Source organism: Notoacmeibacter ruber, assembly GCF_003668555.1.
GTDB lineage: Bacteria > Pseudomonadota > Alphaproteobacteria > Rhizobiales > Rhizobiaceae > Notoacmeibacter > Notoacmeibacter ruber.
Genome location: NZ_RCWN01000001.1, coordinates 2386599 through 2404235 on the forward strand (window position 1 = coordinate 2386599; position 17637 = coordinate 2404235).

A 17637-nucleotide genomic window follows, 5' to 3' on the forward strand; every position below is an offset into this window, starting at 1 on the left:
CTCAGCCCTTGCTGTCCGCCAACGCCTGAACGCCCGGAAGATCCTTACCTTCCATCCATTCCAGGAAAGCGCCACCAGCGGTGGATACATAGGTGAAATCGTCGGCAACGCCGGCCTGGTTGAGCGCGGCGACCGTATCGCCGCCACCGGCGACCGACACCAGTTCACCGGCCTCGGTCCGCTGGGCGGCAAAGCGTGCCGATTCCACCGTGGCAATATCGAAGGGTTCGATCTCGAACGCGCCGAGCGGTCCGTTCCAGATCAGCGTCTTGGCACGGGAAATCCAGTCCTTCACCTTGTCGACACTTTGCGGTCCCGCATCGAGGATCATTTGCCCTTCCGGCACGGCGTCGACCGCTACGGTCTGGCTCTCCGCCCCGGCCTTGAATTCCGCTGCGACCACCGCATCGGTCGGCAGGACGATCGCGCAACCCGACTGGGCCGCTTCCATTTCGATCTCGCGAGCGGTCTGGCCCAACTCCTTTTCGCAGAGTGACGCCTGAACATCGACGCCCCGCGCCGCCAGAAACGTATTGGCCATGCCGCCACCGACAACGATGGCGTCCACATTTTTCACAAGGTTCATCAGCAAATCGATCTTGGTGGAGACCTTGGCTCCGCCCACGATCGCCAGCACCGGCCGCTCCGGGTTACCGAGACCTTTCTGCAGCGCTTCCAGCTCCGCCTGCATCGTGCGGCCGGCATAGGATGGCAGCTTGTGCGCGAGGCCCTCGGTCGAGGCGTGCGCCCGGTGGGCAGCAGAAAAGGCATCGTTGATGTAAAGATCGCCGAGCGAGGCATAGCGCGCCGCCAGTTCCGGCTCGTTCTTTTCTTCACCCGACTCGTAACGGGTGTTTTCCAGCAGCAGAATATCGCCATTGGCCATCTTTGAAATGGCGTCTTCCGCCTCGTCCAGAGTTGCGAAGTGAACCCGGTAATCGAGAACTTCCTCGACGGCCGAGGCCACAGGCTTGAGGCTCATCTCCGGCACGACCTTGCCCTTCGGACGTCCGAAATGGGCAAGCAGGATGACCTTGGCACCCTCGCCGGACAATTCCTCGATCGTCGGGGCAACGCGCTCGATGCGTGTCGCGTCGGTCACGCGCCCATCCTTCATCGGCACATTGAGGTCGACGCGCACGAGAGCGCGCTTGCCAGAGATGTCGCTCAAATCGTCCAAAGTCTTGAAATTCATTTCTCTATGCTCCCACTCGGCGTACCCTTGTGCCCGTCGCATAGACTCCTTGGCGCTAGGCGTCCAGTGAGACGAGCCCCATCACGGCAAGCCCCTTCAGCACGGCATCCACGGCGACGGTGGATAGAATGATGCCCATGACGCGGCTGACCAGAGAGGCCCCCGCCGTCCCGATCCATCTTTGGATCGGCCCCGCAGCCAGAAGGAGAAGAAGCGTCAGGAGAAGGACGCCCATCAGAAGACCGGCCGTCACGGTCTGTTCGACGAGCGATGTACGATGATTATCGGTCAGGATCACCACCGCAAGCATGGCACCAGGGGACGCGATGGACGGAATGGCCAGAGGAAACACGGCCTTGTCGCGGGCCCGATCGATCCGCGAACTTTCCTCCATGCTTTCCAGTTCGAGTTCGGCCTTCGACTGGCCGAAGATCATGGTCAGCGCGAAAAGGAAGAGGACAATTCCTCCTGCAATCTGGAACGTTCCAAGCGCCAGTCCCAGCGTCTCCAGAACGATCTGGCCGAGAACCAGAAAGAAGAGCAGCACGCCGCCAGCGGTCAGGACGGCGCGGATCGCGATCCGGCGCCGCGTGACGGCACGCATACCAACGGTTGCAGCCAGAAAGACGGGAATCGTGCCGACGGGATCGACAACCACGGCAATGGTGATGAACTCGCGAAAGAGGCTCGCGAAATCGATCGAGTCCCACATTGTGAACGCCTCAACCCGGCTGACGCGCAAAAGCGAGCGTAATGCCGAAGCCGGCGATCACGACACCGAAGATGCGCTCCATCCAGACGCGAAGGGCCAGAAAAGCGCGCCGGACGGAAGGACGCGCAAAGAAAAGCGACACGACGGTGAACCAGAGAAATGCGGTCGTGGCTGTCGTTGCACCGAACGCCAGTTGAAGAGCCAACGGCGTTTCGGGCGTGGCGACCTGCGTATAGATCGACAGCGTGAAGAAGGTCGCCTTCACATTCGTAACATTGGTGAAGAAGCCCCACCGCAGGGCCTTCATGGGCGCCATTGGCTCGAGCGCAGCATCGGCGTCGACCAGCGTACCGCGCGCGGCTTTTGCGTGGCGGATCATCGAGAGACCAATAAAAACCAGATAGGCCGCGCCGATCCACTTCAGAACGTTGAACAGAACGATGGACTGGCTAACGGCGACGCCCACACCTGCAATGGCGTAACCGGCGTGAATGAGAAGCGCCAGACCGATCCCCGCCGCCGTCATGATGCCGGCGCGCCGCCCGCTCATCAGCGCATTGCGCGAGACGACGGCGAAATCAGGCCCCGGCAGCATCGCCGCCAAGAGTGTAAGAAGGAAAACAGTGGCAATTCCGGTCATAGGCGGGGATTAACTCCGATAAATGTCGAACATACCACCCTGAACCGGATCGGAACTCGCCCCGCCGCTGTCGCGGCGGAGCGCTTTTACCAAGGGTGTCCTCAGATCAGCTTGCCCATCGCAATGGCCGTATCGGTCATACGATTCGAGAAGCCCCATTCATTGTCGTACCAGGACAGGATCGAACAGAACGTTCCATCCATCACCTTGGTCTGATCCATGTGGAAGATCGAGGAATGCGGATTGTGGTTGAAGTCGACCGAAACAAGCTTTTCGTCCGTATAGGCCAGAACGCCCTTGAGGTCGCCATCGGCTGCCTTGCGGATCGCATGGTTGATCTCTTCGACGCTGGTCGACTTGTCGGCAATGAACTTCAGATCGACGACCGAGACATTGGGGGTCGGCACGCGCATGGCGAAACCGTCCAGCTTGCCGTTCAGCTCGGGCAGAACGAGGCCGACGGCCTTGGCGGCGCCGGTCGAAGTCGGGATCATGCTCATGGCGGCCGCGCGGGCGCGGTAAAGATCCTTATGCATCGTGTCGAGCGTCGGCTGATCACCCGTGTAGGAGTGGATCGTCGTCATCATACCCTTCTGGATGCCGATCGTGTCGTTCAGGACCTTGGCGACCGGCGAGAGGCAGTTAGTCGTGCAGGAGGCATTGGAGACGACAACGTCGTCCTTGGTCAGCGTGTCATGATTGACACCGTAGACGATCGTCTTGTCGGCGCCCGATGCCGGTGCCGAGACCAGAACACGCTTGGCGCCGGCTTCGAGGTGCATGGCGGCCTTGTCGCGCGCCGTGAAGATGCCGGTGCACTCCATCACCACGTCGATGCCGAGGTCGCCCCACGGCAGAGCCTTCGGGTCGCGCTCGGAGAGCACCTTGAAGCTGTCGCCGCCCTCGATCTTGATGGTGTCGCCATCGACTTCGACAGCCTTCGGAAACGCGCCGTGAACGCTGTCGTAGCGCATCAGGTGCGCGTTCGTTTCGACCGGTCCGAGATCGTTGATGGCAATGATGTCTACATCGGTACGACCGCTCTCATAAATGGCGCGGACAACGTTGCGGCCGATGCGGCCAAATCCGTTAATAGCAATACGAAGCGTCATGGACGGTGTCTCCTTCAAAAAGACGGGGCACCCTCCGCGTCAAGCCGCGGCGCAGCCCCATGGATTAAGACTCGCCACGCTCATAGTCCCGCAGGGCGGAAGAATCCACCCTGCGCTTTATCGCTGAAACAAATTGGTTGGCGTTCGGCGGAGCACCGAACCGACGATCAACCCCGGTCGAGAGCGGCCAGACGCTTCTCGGCCGCCGAAACGATCGCATCGACCGTGATGCCGAAATGCTCGAAAAGGTCATCGATCGGCCCGGATGCGCCGAACCCGTTCATGCCGATGAAGGGGTCATCGCGATCGAGGAAGAGGTCCCAGCCCTGGCGGATGGCGGCTTCAACACCGATGCGCACCTTCGAATTACCGCGAATGGCGGACTTGTAGGCATCGCTCTGCTTTTCGAAGAGTTCGAAACAGGGAACCGAAACCACACGGGTCGGCTGCCCTTTCGCCTCAAGCGCTTCGCGTGCCTTCAGCGCCAGCGAAACCTCCGAACCAGTCGCGAAAATCGTCACGACGGGCTCGGCCGAAGCCGTCTCCACCTCGTAAGCGCCATAGCGGCACATATTCTCGTCTTCGAAGTCGACGCGGACCGTCGGCAATCCCTGGCGGGTCAGGGCGAGGGTCGAGGGCGTGTCGCGGCTCTCCAGAGCCAGCTGCCAGCACTCTACAGTTTCGCAGGCATCGGCCGGGCGGAAAACGTAATGATTGGGAATGGCCCGCAGGGCCGCCAGATGCTCCACCGGCTGGTGGGTGGGGCCATCTTCGCCGAGACCGATGGAATCGTGGGTCATGACATAGACGACGCGCAGGCCCATCAGCGAGGAAAGACGCATGGCCGGCCGGCAGTAATCGGTAAAGACCAGGAAGGTCGCACCGTAAGGGATAAGGCCGCCATGCAACGCCATGCCGTTCATGATCGCGGCCATGCCGTGTTCGCGAATGCCGTAATAAACGTAACGGCCCGAGAAGTTCTCGGCGGAAACCGGATCCGTCTGGCTGGTCTTGGTGTTGTTGGAGCCTGTCAGGTCGGCCGAGCCGCCAATCGTCTCCGGCACCACGCCATTGATGACCTCGAGGGCCATTTCCGAGGATTTACGGGTCGCCGCCTTCGGCTTCTCGTCGGCCAGCTTCTTCTTGTAATCGGCGATGGCCGTTTCCAGCCCACCCGGCAGATCGCCGCGGATGGCGCGATCAAAAGCCCCGCGAAGCTCCGCTTCGGTGTTCTGCAGGCGCTCTTCCCACGCCGCACGCGCCTTGGTCGAGCGAAGGCCGGCGAGACGCCAGTCATCGAGAATTTCACTCGGAATGTCGAAGCTCTCATGCGGCCACGACAGTGCCTTGCGCGTCGCATTGATCTCTTCGGCGCCGAGCGGGCTGCCATGAACCTTGTTGGTGCCGACCTTGGTCGGCGCGCCGCGTCCGATTTCGGTCGTGCAGGCGATCATGGTCGGCTTGTCGCTTGCCTGAGCTTTCTCGATGGCATCGGCGATGGCTTCCGCGTCGTGGCCATCAATGGCAAGCGTGTTCCAGCCGGAGGCTTCGAAACGGGCGCGCTGATCGGTGGAGTCGGACAGATCGACCGAACCGTCGATCGTGATCCCGTTATTGTCCCAGAACACGATCAGTTTGTTGAGCTTCATGTGCCCGGCAAAGGCAATCGCTTCCTGGCTGATGCCTTCCATCAGGCAGCCATCGCCGGCAATGCTGTAGGTGTAGTGGTCGACCAGATCTTCACCATAGCGGGCATTCATCAGGCGCTCGGCCAGCGCCATGCCCACCGCATTGGTGATGCCCTGCCCCAGCGGGCCTGTGGTCGTCTCGATGCCGGCGGCATGGCCATATTCCGGGTGACCCGCCGTCTTGCTGCCGAGCTGCCGGAAACTCCGGATCTCGTCGAGGGTGATATCCTCATATCCCGTCAGATAGAGCAGCGAATAGAGCAGCATGGAACCATGCCCGGCCGACAGGACGAAGCGGTCGCGGTCCGGCCAGTTCGGATTCTTGGGATCATGCTTCAGATACCGCGAAAACAGGACGGTCGCGATGTCGGCTGCGCCCATGGGCAGGCCGGGATGGCCGGAATTGGCTTGTTCCACCGCGTCCATCGAAAGGAAACGGATCGTATTGGCCATCCGCTCGTGTTTCTCGGATTGGGTCATGATCGCTCGCTGATTGTGCTGTTGTTTTTCGGCGCGTCTCTCGTCCGGCGCGTGCTTGGGTCTCAACCGTCCGGGGCGGGGTCTGCGCCACGCGGATGCGTTTGAAAATGCCGGCGAGACATAGCAGGGCCGCAAAATGAGTCAATCGAGGCAGCCCCATTATAAGGTGGATGGGCATCTCCTGATCGTTGACCCAACCTTAAAGCAGCCCATAAGCTGTGGTTTCTAAAAGACGGAAATGCTGCGGCGATTCGCGGCAAGCCTTATTGGTTCGGCGGGGATAATGGCGGAAGAGAGTGACTTTCGACAAGCCATGACGCGGTTGGCGGAAGCCATCGGCACATTGGAAAACGCCGTCGATGCCCGCCTCGAGCGCGAACAGGACTTCGCCGGCGCGGAAGAGGAAGTGCAACGCATGAATTCGGATCGCGCCCGCCTGGCCAACCTGCTCGACGAGAGCGAAGGGCGCGCCGAACGGCTTGCAGACGCCAATCGCGAGGTTTCCAACCGGCTGGTCGCCGCAATGGAAAACATTCGCGCCGTGGTCGATCGCTAGGGACGGCAGCATGGCGCAGGTTTCCGTCACGATCGACGACAAGACGTACCGCATGGCCTGCGACGAGGGGCAGGAAGAACATCTGCTTGGACTTGCCGAGCAGCTCGACGGTTATATCCGCCATTTGAAGGGCAGCTTCGGAGAGATCGGCGACCACCGTCTCTCTGTCATGGCGGGTATCATGGTGATGGACGAACTTTCCGACACCAAAGAGCGTCTCGGCAAGCTCGAAGCCGAGATTGCCTCGTTGAAGAACGAACGGGACAGCGCCGAGAAGAAGGCGCACGCCGCCGGCGGCGCTATCGCCGGAGACATCTCCAGACTCGCCGAGCGTGTGCAGGCCATTGCCAAGAAGCTGGATGGATGACTAACCCTCCAATTCTTCCTTGAGCATCTCCAGTTCCAGCCATTCTTCCTCGGCGGCGGCGAGCTTTTGCTTGGTATCTTCCAGCTTTTTCGCCAGCGCGTTGAAACCGTCCGGATCGCGGCTGAAAAAGTCAGGCCGCGCCAGCTTTGTTTCATCCTTTTCGATCTCGGCGTTCAGGGTCTCCATCTCGCCCGGTAGTTTCTCAAGTCGAAATTGCTGCTTGTAGGAGAGTTTCGCGCTCTTTTTGCGAGGCTCGGCCCTGGGCGGCGTCGCTGTGGGAGAGGATTTCGGCTGGCTGGCCTTCCCCTCGCCTATCGCCTTGAAAGGCCGGCTGCCGCGCTGCGCCAGCATATCGGAATAGCCCCCGGCATAATTGGTCCAGCGGCCGTCGCCCTCCGGCACGAGCGTGCTGGTGACCGTGCGATCGAGAAAATCGCGGTCATGGCTGACGAGAACGACGGTGCCGGCAAAATTCGCCACCAGCTCCTGCAACAGATCCAGAGTTTCCATGTCGAGATCATTGGTCGGCTCGTCAAGCACAAGAAGATTGGACGGCTGCGCCAGCGTGCGTGCCAGAAGAAGCCGCGCTTTTTCGCCGCCAGAGAGTTCGCGGATCGGAGTCCGCGCCTGCTCGGGCGAAAACAGGAAGTCCTTCATATAGGAGATAACGTGGCGCGGCTGATCGTTGATGACGAGCTGGTCGCCCCGCCCGCCTGTCAGCCAGTCCGCGAGCCCCATGTCGGGGTCGAGCGCCGCGCGGCGCTGATCGAGGGTGGCGACGTCCAGATTGGTGCCATGACGCAGCGAACCGGAATCCGCCTCCAACTCGCCGATGAGCAGTTTCAGCAGGGTCGTCTTGCCCGCTCCATTCGGGCCAACAAGCCCGATCCGGTCTCCGCGCAGGATGCGAATGCCGAAATCCTTGACGATCGGCTGATCGCCGTAACTTTTCGACAGTCCCTTTGCTTCGATGACGAGTTTGCCGCTGGCTTCCGCCTCGCTTGCCTCGATCGTGGCGCTCCCCTGAGGGCCGCGGCGCTCGCGGTGCTGCTTGCGCAATTCGGCCAGCTCATCGACGCGCCGCATATTGCGTTTTCGGCGGCCAGAAACGCCGTGAACGATCCAGTGCTGTTCCCGCTCGATCTTTCGGCCCAGCTTGTGATGGGCCGCTTCCTCTTCTTCGAGCAGCTTGTCGCGCCAGTCCTCGAACTTCGCGAACCCTTCCTCCAGCCGCCTCGTCATCCCGCGATCCAGCCACACCACCGCGTCGGTGACATTTTCGAGGAAACGGCGGTCATGGCTGATGGTGACGAGGGCCGAGCGGCTGCGCGCCAATTCATCTTCCAACCATTCGATCGTTGCCAGGTCGAGATGGTTGGTCGGCTCGTCGAGCAGCAGAATATCCGGCTCCGGCGCCATCAAGCGGGCAAGCGCGGCACGCCTTGCCTCGCCACCCGACAGCGTAGACGGGTCCGCACTGCCCGCCAGACCGAGGTGATCGATCAGATAGGCGACGCGCCAGTGATCGTCCGCTGGACCGAGGCCGGATTCGACATAGGCTTCGACCGTATCGAAGCCTTCGAAATCAGGCATCTGCGGCAGATAGCGCAGCGTTGCATCCGGCTGGCGGAAAATCTCGCCATCGGTCGGCTCGATCTGCCCTGCCGCGATTTTGAGCAGCGTTGACTTGCCAGAGCCATTGCGTCCGATCAGGGCGATCTTTTCGCCGGGCGTGACGGAGAGTGAGGCGCCATCCAGAAGCGGCGTCCCGCCGAACGTCAGAAAGAGGCCATCCAGATTGAGAAGAGGCGGAGCCATGGTCAGCGTCTCTCGCTATCCGTTTCGGCCACTCTCGAGATCATGTCGGCAACGTCCCGGTCGACAGGCGCGGCTTCGATCGTATCGCGCATGGCAATCAGGAGACCCCGGCCTCCCGAGAATGTCACCGTGACCGGCCCCTCGGCGATGTTGGAGAGTGTTCGGGACGAGCCGAAGGGAATCGCCTCTTCGCTCAGCGGCCAGCGAGCGCCTGAGACGGACAACCCCTTGAGATCGGAAAACACCACGATGGAAAAGAGAGTTCCCTCGGGAAGTTCGAACCGGTTCTCACCGATCCGCAACGGATACCCTTCCTGCCGGCCATCCGTCAGCTGCGTATCAATGCCCGCTTCGTGCAGCCCGATAGCTGCGGTCGCAATCTGCAGGCCATGATCGAATCGCGAACCGCCGAAGGCGCCGACGATCAGAAGTGAGCGCGCGCCCCGCTGGAGTGCGTGCCGGAATGCGAGATCGCCATCCGTCATGTCCTTTTCGACGGGGTGGCGTTCCCGGGCAACATCCTTGAAGCGTTCGAGATCGCCCGCATTCACACTGTCAAAATCGCCGACCCAGAGTTCGGGGGTGATACCGAGCGAGGAGGCATGCGCCATGCCGCTATCGGCGGCAATCGCAGGAAGCCCGGCGACCTGGCTCATCAGTCGCGGCGTCGGCTCCATGGCTCCACCCAGAAAAACGACATAGCGATCCATTATCTGTCCTTTGGTCCGTCGGCGATCCGATTGATTTGGCGGTCCGCTCTAACGACTTCCTTCACATTTCGCCAGCCATAGTCAGTTATGGCCATAATCATGCGCTCGCCCGGAAGGAGCCATATTCCTGAATTAGGCGACAGTCGGCTCGGACGTCTTGCGTCCATCGCCACTGCAGGGCAAGGGATCATGCGAACAGACAAGCTCAGACGGGTCTCTCTACGCGTGGCGAATTGTCCGGAACGATCCAAATCTCTTCCCAGAACCTTGCGAAGCAGGGCTGCCTGCAGCCTCTTTCTCCTTCTTGGCCTCGGTTTGACCGGCTGCGCCTCCGTCACCGACAGCATCGTCGATTCGTCGAGCGAAAGTCGCCGCGAGGCCATGCTCGGGCCGTCTTCGAACCCGGTCACGGTCGACAATGTCGGCGGCAATGATCGGCTGCGGCGGTTGGCCGCCGAACAGCATCCTCAGATCATCGCCTCCTATGGCGGCGAATACAACGATCCCAAGCTGGAACGCATGGTCGCGCGTATCGTCGGCGAATTGACGACCACCGGCGATAACACCACGCAGATCTACAATATCACGGTGCTGGATTCCCCCAACATCAACGCCTTCGCCCTGCCGGGCGGTTATCTCTACATCACCCGCGGGCTCCTCGCGCTTGCCAGCGATTCGTCCGAACTTGCCACGGTCATCGCGCACGAAATGGCGCATGTGACAGCCAATCACGGCATTGAACGCCAGAAGATGGAGCGCGCGGAAACCGTAGCCTCCCGCGTCGCGGAGGACCTGCTTGGCAGCTCCAACGCAGCCCGCGCCGCCGCGATCCGCGGCCAGTTGCGGCTCGCGCAGTTTTCCCGCAGCCAGGAACTGGCGGCCGACGCGATCGGCATTCATGCCACGGCCACCGCCGGTTTCGACCCTTACGCTTCGGTTCGATTCCTTCGTGCCCTTAGCGCCTACACCCGCTTCCGCTCCGTAACCGGCGCCAAGCCGGAGCTGGATTTTCTGGCAAGCCATCCGACAAGCGAGCGGCGTATGGAGATCGCGCAGCGTCTGGCACGACAGGAAGGCGGACCGGGTGTCGGCACACGTGCCCGCGATGCCTATCTGGCCGGCATTGACGGCATGATCTTCGGCGACAAAGCGACCGAGGGCTTCATCAGGGGTCGTGATTTCCTGCATCCGCGCGTCGGCATCGGGTTCCGCGTTCCGGCCGGCTTCGTCCTCGACAATTCGGCCGATGCCGTTACCGCTGCCGGCCCTGACGACATGGCTATCCGCTTCGACGGCGTTCGCGTTCCGCGCCGCACCTCGCTGACCGATTATCTGGCGAGCGGCTGGATCGGCGGCCTTGACCCCAACTCCGTTGAGTCCGGCATGGTCAATGGCCTTCCCTATGCGCGGGCGAGGGCATCAGCCGATGGATGGGCATTCGCCATTTCGGTCTATCGCGTGGACAACACCGTCTACCGGCTCCTGACCGCAGCGCCCGTCGGGACAGAACGGCTCGCAGCCCTGGCCGATCAAACTGCCGGCACCTTCCGCATTCTCTCGCAAAGTGAGAAAACCGGCCTCAAACCGCTCCGCATCAAGATCGTCACCGCGAAACAGGGCGATACGGTGCAGAGCCTCGCGCGTCAGATGGCGGGGGTAGAACGCAAAGACGAGCTGTTCCTCGTTCTCAACGGACTGGATCGAAACGAGCCGGTGAAAGCCGGCGAAAAGTTCAAGCTGGTCGTTGAATAAAGAAAAGCCCGACCTGACCGGCCGGGCTCTTTTCAATCTATGGGACGCAAGCCGTGTCGAGGGGAGAGTCCCCCGCTCAGGCAGTCGCGCTATCGGCGATCTCTGGATGATCCTTCATCAGGGCGCCACGCAGCTTTTCCATTGCACGGCTTTCTATCTGACGGACGCGCTCCTTCGAAATGCCGAGCTTGTCGCCGAGCGCCTCGAGCGTCGCGCCATCATCGCACAGTCGGCGTTCGTTGATGATACGCAGTTCGCGTTCGTTCAGGACGGACAGCGCTCCGCGGAGCCATGAAGTACGGCGGCTCTCGTCGATGCTCGTGCCGACGATTTCATCCGGCAGCGGATCGTCGCTCACCAGGAAGTCCTGGCGGTCGGCGCTGCCGTCACTGTCGGCGACCATGGGCGCATTAAGAGAGGAGTCCGGGCCTGAGAGGCGGCTGTCCATAAGCGCCACATCCGATTCGGACACGCCGAGTGCGGACGAAATTTCCTTGTACATCACGGCGGAGGAAAGCGTTTCGCCGCCCTGGCTTAACTTGGCGCGCAGGCGACGGAGATTGAAGAAGAGGGATTTCTGAGCGGAGGACGTTCCGCCACGAACGATCGACCAGTTGCGAAGGATGTAATCCTGAATGGACGCGCGGATCCACCAGGTGGCATAAGTCGAGAAGCGAACCTCGCGTTCCGGCTCGAACCGGGCAGCCGCTTCGAGAAGGCCGACATGGCCTTCCTGAATGAGATCGCTCATCGGAAGACCGAAATTACGGAATTTCGAAGCCATGGAGATGACGAGGCGCATATGGGCCGTCGTAATCTTGTGAAGCGCGACCTGATCCTGATCGTCCTTCCAACGCACCGCCAGTTCGTGCTCTTCTTCTCTCTCAAGATAGGGCGCCTTCATCGCGGCCCGGATCATGGAGGAGCGGCCGGTATCGGTACGCATGGCGAGTCCTTTCGTCCTGAAAACTGCCCTGAGAAGCAGGGCCCGTTACGAACCGGACGAGGAGGAACCTTCGTCTCACCACATCCAGCCTTGTTGGAAAGAATGCGCCTTGGCGAGCATGGTTCCGGTCGCTCAAAATTTTTTTTGACCGGAACCCATGGAATTTCTTGGGTTTTTAGACTTGACAATCGAAGCCTGAGCGTGCAGCCGCCGCCAAACCCCTTGTCAAAACAGTTTTGTGACACGGGCATGAAAAACCCGGCCGAAGCCGGGTTTTCTCTGGCTCATCGATACGAAATAAAGGGGCTTATGCCGCTTCCTCATTCGAATCGGCTTCGCTCTCTTCGTCCTTCGCGCCCCGCTTGGGGCCCTTGGCGAGATTCTGCTCGATGAGGTGAACCGCTTCGGTTTCGCTCATCTTGTTCACGGCAGCGATCTCTCGTGCCATCCGGTCGAGCGCCGCTTCATAGAGCTGGCGTTCCGAATAGGACTGTTCCGGCTGGTTCTCGGCGCGATAAAGATCACGTACGACCTCGGAGATCGAAATGAGATCGCCGGAATTGATCTTGGCATCGTATTCCTGCGCACGGCGCGACCACATGGTCCGCTTCACGCGGGCTTTGCCTTGAACGACCTTCAACGCGCGGTCAACGTAATCGCCTTCGGAAAGGCGGCGCATGCCGACCGACTCCGCCTTGGCGACCGGCACCTTCAGGCGCATCTTGTCTTTCTGGAAATCGACCACGAAGAGTTCCAGCTTCATGCCGGCCACTTCCTGCTCTTCGATTGCCGTGATTTGTCCCACACCATGCGCCGGATAGACGATGAACTGCCCCGTCTTGTAACCCTGACGCTGTGCTGATTTTTTACTGGCCATACTAGGCAAACTCCCTATTCACCCCGCTTCCTGGGGCTTGAAGTCGCATGCCGTCACTCGATGGCGCTTAACATATCTTTAACCGTAGATTGGAGCGAAACGTACGCATTCGCCCGGTCAGTGCAAAAGCGACCGACACGGTCGAAGGCGAAAATTTAGCGGATGGTCAAAGAAAAGCGCCCGGGAACTTCTTGATAATGCGGCATGTGTCGAAAAGGTAACACAAAAAACGCCGCAAAGCAATCATTTGCTGCGCACGCGAAAGCGATTCGAATCCAAGATAGCAGATATGGTTTACGCGCTGAGGGATATCCTGTCCAGATCAGCGCGCAACTTTCGGACGCTGTCAGTCACCCGAGCCGGGTTCCGCGGAGAAATACTTCTCCAGCTTTTCCGTCTCGCCGTCGAACTTCTCGGCGTCTTCCATCTGGTCTTTTTTGACCGTGATGTTCGGCCATTTTTCTGCATATTCGGTGTTCAGCTCAAGCCACTTGTCCAGCCCCGGCTCGGTGTCCGGCTTGATGGCTTCCGCCGGGCATTCCGGCTCGCATACGCCGCAGTCGATGCATTCGTCAGGATGGATCACCAGCATATTTTCGCCTTCATAGAAGCAGTCCACGGGACAGACTTCCACGCAGTCGGTGTATTTGCATTTGATGCAGTTATCCGTGACGAGATAGGTCATCGATTTTCACTTCCGCAGTGGCGATAAAGGCAGGGCTTCAGAGCTGCCGCCCCGGACCTATAATGTCCGGCCAAGCCTTTCAAGAGACAGATTCATTCCTCACCCGTGACGAAGGTGGAACATTATTCCCCGTCCGATTCCGGAAGCGCCATCTCGCTCTCGCCTTGCGCCAGAACGTCCTCGTAAAGCATACGCGCTTCCCGGGTCGGACCGCGCCGCTCGCCCGGATCGGTGACCCGAAGAACCCGAACGCCCGACGACAGCGAAATCGTCAGCACATCGCCGATGCTTACAGGCTTGGCGCCGCTCTTGGCCTTGGCACGGTTGATGCGCACATGACCCGCTTCGCAGAGCTTTTGGGCCAGGGTGCGGCTCTTCGTGATGCGAGCGAAGAAGAGCCAGCGGTCCACTCTTTGCGAGCGAGCGCCGGAACTCTCCACATCCTGCGCTAGGGCCCCCTCGGCTTTACGGCGATCGCCGCGGCTACTCGTCGCCAAGGCGATCCTTCAAGGACTGAAGTTTCGCGAAGGGTGAATCGGGATCGACCTTCTGCGGGCGCGCCTCATACCGTTTCGGTTTTCCGCCACCATCCTTTTTGGCTGGCCGGTTGCCCTTGCCACCAGGTCCGCGGTTCTGCTGGGGCTTGCGATTGGGACGCCCCTGCCCGCCGGCGCCACGGCCCTGCCGTGGGCCGCCGCGTGAACCGCGATCGTTTCGAGCGGGACGCCAGATGGTAATCGTCTTTTCTTCGTCAGGCGTTTCGGCCTTCGCGCCGCCATCACCCAGTTCGTCGGTGGTGATACCGGACGTCACGCCCGATCCCTGCGTCGCGGCCATGACAGCGTGCGGATCGCTCTTCGGGGGATGCTCGCGAATATAAGCCGACATGTGAGCTGCCGCATGAGCGCTGCACAATGTCTCATTCAACTCGCCGACATGTTCCTGCTCGTCGCGCTGCGCTTTGTCATCATCGACATCAGCGACCGACGCCGGCGATAGCGGCTTCTTGACCGCATACCGATCCGCTTCGGCGAGACCTGAACCCGGAACCTCTCCCATCACCTGATCGAGAACGGCGTGAGGGTCATGCTGCGCTTTGCCACCCTTCTTCTTGTGAGGAACGTTCACCTGGGCGGCCGCGTGCGCATGCGAAAGCGTTTCGTTCACCTCTCCCGCGTGTCTGGCTTCTTCCTCGCGCGCATTTTCCGTATCGGCGATGGAAGGCGACGTCGCCTTGGCCGACCAGGCTGCCGCCTCTTTGGCAGCGGCCGCAGCCGATTCTCCGGGCGAGGCAGCCTCGGCAGCCGCGGTGACCCGTTCGGCCATCACATCGGCTTCGGGCCGGCTCTCGCCGCGATAACCGAGGCCCTTCAAAATTTCTTCCATGTCTTCGGCGGTCGCACCAAGAATGCTCATCATGGCAGGCGTGACAAAGAAGGCGCGTCCGTCGAGCGCACCGTCGGGCGGCGCGCCGTCGCTCGTCTTCCAGGAAAGAGCGGGACGGATAAGGTCGGCCAGCCGCTCCAGAATATCGACACGCACGGCTCTTTGACCCAGAACGCGGAACCCGCCCAGCCGGTAGAAATCCTCGCGCCAGGACGGATCGAGCGGGAACGACGTACGCCCCTGCATCAGCGCGGCGACCACATCGCCCTCACCCGGTTCCCCGCGCGCATCGTTCGCCACCTGCCAGAGCGTGGTGAGCAGGCCGGCCGGAGCCGGCTTCAGCAAGGCCGGAACAAAAATGTGATAGGCGCCGAAGCGCACACCGAGCTTTCGGAGACCGGCGCGCGCGTCCTGATCGAGACCGCGCACATCCTCGGCCACCTTGCGGCGGTCGATAACGCCGAGAGCTTCATAGAGCTGGTAGGCCAGCCCTTTCGCCATGCCTTCGAGGCCTTCGCCATTCTTGAGGTCGAGCAATTGCTTGAGCTGCAACTCGATCAGATGGCGCACATAACGCTCGGCCCGCGCCTGCACCTTGTCGCGCATCGGACCGGTCAACTGCTCATCTGCGAGGATAACGATACGTGGAGCGAGCACATCTTCGCCACTGGTGAGCGTCGCGACGGGATCTCCAACCCAGCGCATGACGCCATCCGAACCGACGGCCAGATCGTTGTTCGGCGCGGTGGAGAAATGCTCCGCCCGCTTCTCGAACTCTGCCGCCAGCGCCTTTTCCGCAGCGCTGCGAATGGCCTTGGCCTCTTCTCCCTCAGCCGCGCGATCAGCCGTAAAACGGAATCCGTTCAACGTACCGATCGTGTGACCCTCCACCGTTACCTCTCCGGCAGAGCCGATTTCCGCTTCCAGCATGGCATTCTCTCTCAGCCGCCTCATCAGAACGCTTGTCCTGCGGTCAACGAAGCGTTTCGTCAACCGCTCGTGCAGCGCATCACTCAATCGATCCTCGATACGCCGGGTTTCATCCTGCCAGTGAACCGGGTCTCGAAGCCAGCCCAAACGATGTGAAACATACGTCCATGTCCTTATCTGGGCGATTCGTGCGGACAGTGTATCGATATCGCCATCGGTCCGGTCCGCCCGCCGGACCTGGCCGGACATGTAATCTTCATCCACATGACCGTTCACCGCCAGATCCCGAAAGAGCTGGCCGATAATGTCGGCATGCTGCGCCGGCGCAATGCGTCGATAATCGGGCAGCGCGCAGCAATCCCACAGTAGAGAGACCTTGTTCCGCCCCACGGCCAGCTTGCGTATGTCCTCATCCTTGGAAAGGAAGGCCAGCGCCTGTGCATCGGTTGCCGGCAGGGCGCGTGTCAGCCCCTCCATATCCATGATGGCCTCAAGGGAGCCCATGAGGGACTTCACCGAGGAAAAATCGAACGTGCGGCTGCGCCATTGCAATGTCCGGACGGGCGCAAATTCATGGCCCTCGATCCGCTTGACGACCTCCTCGTCAAACGGCTCCTGCAGCCCCGTGACCCCGAACGTGCCATCATTCTGATAGCGCCCGGCCCGGCCCGCAATCTGCGCCAGTTCCGCCGGATTGAGCGCCCGGTGCTGAAATCCGTCGAACTTCCAGCTTTGCGCAAATGCCACATGATCGACATCGAGATTGAGGCCCATGCCGATCGCATCGGTGGCGACGAGATAGTCCACATCGCCATTCTGGTAGAGCGCGACCTGAGCATTGCGCGTTCTTGGCGATAGGGCGCCCAGCACAACGGCCGCGCCGCCCCGCTGCCGGCGGATCAGTTCGGCGATGCCGTAAACCTGATCGGCGGAAAAGGCGACGACCGCCGAGCGGCGCGGCAAGCGCGTGATCTTTTTGGAGCCCGCATAGGCAAGATGCGACAGGCGTGGACGGGTGGTGATCGTAATACCCGGCAGAAGCCGGGACAAAATGCCGGACATCGTCGCAGCACCGAGCAACAGCGTCTCGTCCCGTCCGCGCAGATGCAGGATTCGGTCCGAGAAAACATGGCCACGCTCCAGATCTCCGGCAAGTTGAACCTCGTCGATCGCGACGAAGGAAACGTCTGTCTGGCGCGGCAGGGCCTCGACCGTGCATACACTGTAGCGCGCACCCTGTGGTGCGATCTTCTCTTCACCGGTGACAAGGGCGACGTTGGCTGCGCCGACCCGTTCGCAAACCCGGCCATACACTTCCCGCGCCAGAAGCCGAAGAGGCAGCCCGATCATGCCGGAGGGATGGGAAACCATCCGATCGATGGCCAGATGCGTCTTGCCCGTATTGGTCGGCCCGAGAATGGCGGTAACGCCCGAGCCGGAAAACGGCGACTGGGCCTTCTGCTTTTTCTGCGTGATCCGCATAACTGCCTTCGTATTGGCAGGGCGCGTTGCGTCAAGCCCGCGCCGTGCCGTCTCCCACAGGTCCATACATAGCGATCCGAGCGCCGGACGTTAAGGGTCGGAACGGGAATGGAACGAACCATGCCCGAATCGCGAGGATCAACGAATTTCTGGTTTGTTCTCCACCAGATCAGCCATGGAATCAGAAGAAAGGGACCATATCTGGTTGCGCCGGCTCGTTCTTTTCGCGCTGCCGATCGACAAAAGTTAACGACGAGCCGATCCAGGCTCACGCGGTCAGGCTTTCGTTAGGAGACCTTAA

The 17637-nt window shown here is 61.0% G+C and carries 15 protein-coding genes; 3 read left to right on the forward strand and 12 right to left on the reverse strand.

From position 1 onward, the window contains the following. Position 1: 1 nt before the first annotated feature. The 5 genes from D8780_RS11405 to tkt all read right to left on the reverse strand — a co-directional run bounded on the left by D8780_RS11405 (position 2) and on the right by tkt (position 5827). Positions 2 to 1195: a phosphoglycerate kinase gene (locus D8780_RS11405; RefSeq protein ID WP_121645696.1), complete on the reverse strand. Its 1194-nt coding sequence runs from the start codon at positions 1193 to 1195 to the stop codon at positions 2 to 4. Positions 1196 to 1250: 55 nt separating this feature from the next. Next, positions 1251 to 1907, reverse strand: coding sequence for a MarC family protein (locus tag D8780_RS11410; protein ID WP_121645697.1), 657 nt, complete (start codon positions 1905 to 1907; stop codon positions 1251 to 1253). A 10-nt stretch (positions 1908 to 1917) separates the two neighbouring features. Then, the gene (locus tag D8780_RS11415; RefSeq protein WP_121645698.1) at positions 1918 to 2547 is read right to left on the reverse strand and encodes a LysE family transporter; all 630 of its coding nucleotides are present in this window, start codon (positions 2545 to 2547) and stop codon (positions 1918 to 1920) included. A 101-nt stretch (positions 2548 to 2648) separates the two neighbouring features. Beyond that, positions 2649 to 3659 (reverse strand): type I glyceraldehyde-3-phosphate dehydrogenase, encoded by a 1011-nt coding sequence (gene gap, locus D8780_RS11420; RefSeq protein WP_121645699.1) that lies wholly within the window; start codon positions 3657 to 3659, stop codon positions 2649 to 2651. 167 nt (positions 3660 to 3826) lie between these two features. Further along, positions 3827 to 5827, reverse strand: coding sequence for a transketolase (tkt, locus tag D8780_RS11425; RefSeq protein ID WP_121645700.1), 2001 nt, complete (start codon positions 5825 to 5827; stop codon positions 3827 to 3829). A 283-nt stretch (positions 5828 to 6110) separates the two neighbouring features. Here tkt and D8780_RS11430 point away from each other — a divergent pair, with 283 nt between their 5' ends. Together D8780_RS11430 and D8780_RS11435 are read left to right on the forward strand one after the other, a co-directional pair. Continuing rightward, positions 6111 to 6383: a DUF4164 domain-containing protein gene (locus D8780_RS11430; RefSeq protein WP_121646536.1), complete on the forward strand. Its 273-nt coding sequence runs from the start codon at positions 6111 to 6113 to the stop codon at positions 6381 to 6383. 10 nt (positions 6384 to 6393) lie between these two features. Next, positions 6394 to 6750, forward strand: coding sequence for a cell division protein ZapA (locus tag D8780_RS11435; protein ID WP_121645701.1), 357 nt, complete (start codon positions 6394 to 6396; stop codon positions 6748 to 6750). On the opposite strand, the gene D8780_RS11440 is transcribed toward D8780_RS11435, so the two are convergent. Both D8780_RS11440 and D8780_RS11445 read right to left on the reverse strand, forming a co-directional pair. Beyond that, positions 6751 to 8568, reverse strand: a complete 1818-nt coding sequence (locus D8780_RS11440; RefSeq protein WP_121645702.1) for an ABC-F family ATP-binding cassette domain-containing protein — start codon at positions 8566 to 8568, stop codon at positions 6751 to 6753. 2 nt (positions 8569 to 8570) lie between these two features. Then, positions 8571 to 9278, reverse strand: a complete 708-nt coding sequence (locus D8780_RS11445; RefSeq protein WP_121645703.1) for a thiamine diphosphokinase — start codon at positions 9276 to 9278, stop codon at positions 8571 to 8573. Positions 9279 to 9467: 189 nt separating this feature from the next. On the opposite strand from D8780_RS11445, the gene D8780_RS11450 reads away from it, so the two are divergent. Continuing rightward, on the forward strand, positions 9468 to 11030 hold the full coding sequence (locus D8780_RS11450) for a M48 family metalloprotease (protein ID WP_121645704.1): 1563 nt from the start codon (positions 9468 to 9470) through the stop codon (positions 11028 to 11030). 76 nt (positions 11031 to 11106) lie between these two features. Here the strand turns inward: D8780_RS11450 and D8780_RS11455 are convergent, their stop codons facing one another. From D8780_RS11455 to D8780_RS11475, 5 genes are all read right to left on the reverse strand, one after another. Then, positions 11107 to 11976 carry an RNA polymerase factor sigma-32 gene (locus D8780_RS11455; RefSeq protein ID WP_121645705.1) on the reverse strand — a complete coding sequence of 290 codons (870 nt, stop codon included), beginning with the start codon at positions 11974 to 11976 and terminating at the stop codon, positions 11107 to 11109. A gap of 307 nt (positions 11977 to 12283) precedes the next feature. Then, positions 12284 to 12853, reverse strand: a complete 570-nt coding sequence (locus tag D8780_RS11460; RefSeq protein ID WP_121645706.1) for a CarD family transcriptional regulator — start codon at positions 12851 to 12853, stop codon at positions 12284 to 12286. A gap of 346 nt (positions 12854 to 13199) precedes the next feature. Then, positions 13200 to 13538, reverse strand: coding sequence for a ferredoxin FdxA (fdxA, locus tag D8780_RS11465; RefSeq protein ID WP_121645707.1), 339 nt, complete (start codon positions 13536 to 13538; stop codon positions 13200 to 13202). Between the two features lie 122 nt (positions 13539 to 13660). Then, positions 13661 to 14035, reverse strand: a complete 375-nt coding sequence (locus D8780_RS11470) for an RNA-binding S4 domain-containing protein (protein WP_245412329.1) — start codon at positions 14033 to 14035, stop codon at positions 13661 to 13663. Beyond that, positions 14022 to 17336: a helicase-related protein gene (locus tag D8780_RS11475; protein ID WP_121645708.1), complete on the reverse strand. Its 3315-nt coding sequence runs from the start codon at positions 17334 to 17336 to the stop codon at positions 14022 to 14024. Before D8780_RS11475 ends, D8780_RS11470 begins: the two co-directional genes overlap by 14 nt. Positions 17337 to 17637: the final 301 nt, after the last annotated feature.

What these genes read in the sequence shown, in the direction of transcription:
- D8780_RS11440 (WP_121645702.1), bottom strand. Translation starts at nt 8,568, where the DNA reads ATGGCTCCGCCTCTTCTCAATCTGGATGGCCTCTTTCTGACGTTCGGC.
- D8780_RS11460 (WP_121645706.1), bottom strand. Translation starts at nt 12,853, where the DNA reads ATGGCCAGTAAAAAATCAGCACAGCGTCAGGGTTACAAGACGGGGCAG.
- D8780_RS11435 (WP_121645701.1), top strand. Translation starts at nt 6,394, where the DNA reads ATGGCGCAGGTTTCCGTCACGATCGACGACAAGACGTACCGCATGGCC.
- D8780_RS11445 (WP_121645703.1), bottom strand. Translation starts at nt 9,278, where the DNA reads ATGGATCGCTATGTCGTTTTTCTGGGTGGAGCCATGGAGCCGACGCCG.
- D8780_RS11410 (WP_121645697.1), bottom strand. Translation starts at nt 1,907, where the DNA reads ATGTGGGACTCGATCGATTTCGCGAGCCTCTTTCGCGAGTTCATCACC.
- gap (WP_121645699.1), bottom strand. Translation starts at nt 3,659, where the DNA reads ATGACGCTTCGTATTGCTATTAACGGATTTGGCCGCATCGGCCGCAAC.
- D8780_RS11475 (WP_121645708.1), bottom strand. Translation starts at nt 17,336, where the DNA reads ATGCGGATCACGCAGAAAAAGCAGAAGGCCCAGTCGCCGTTTTCCGGC.
- D8780_RS11415 (WP_121645698.1), bottom strand. Translation starts at nt 2,547, where the DNA reads ATGACCGGAATTGCCACTGTTTTCCTTCTTACACTCTTGGCGGCGATG.
- fdxA (WP_121645707.1), bottom strand. Translation starts at nt 13,538, where the DNA reads ATGACCTATCTCGTCACGGATAACTGCATCAAATGCAAATACACCGAC.
- D8780_RS11450 (WP_121645704.1), top strand. Translation starts at nt 9,468, where the DNA reads ATGCGAACAGACAAGCTCAGACGGGTCTCTCTACGCGTGGCGAATTGT.
- D8780_RS11455 (WP_121645705.1), bottom strand. Translation starts at nt 11,976, where the DNA reads ATGCGTACCGATACCGGCCGCTCCTCCATGATCCGGGCCGCGATGAAG.
- D8780_RS11405 (WP_121645696.1), bottom strand. Translation starts at nt 1,195, where the DNA reads ATGAATTTCAAGACTTTGGACGATTTGAGCGACATCTCTGGCAAGCGC.
- tkt (WP_121645700.1), bottom strand. Translation starts at nt 5,827, where the DNA reads ATGACCCAATCCGAGAAACACGAGCGGATGGCCAATACGATCCGTTTC.
- D8780_RS11430 (WP_121646536.1), top strand. Translation starts at nt 6,111, where the DNA reads ATGGCGGAAGAGAGTGACTTTCGACAAGCCATGACGCGGTTGGCGGAA.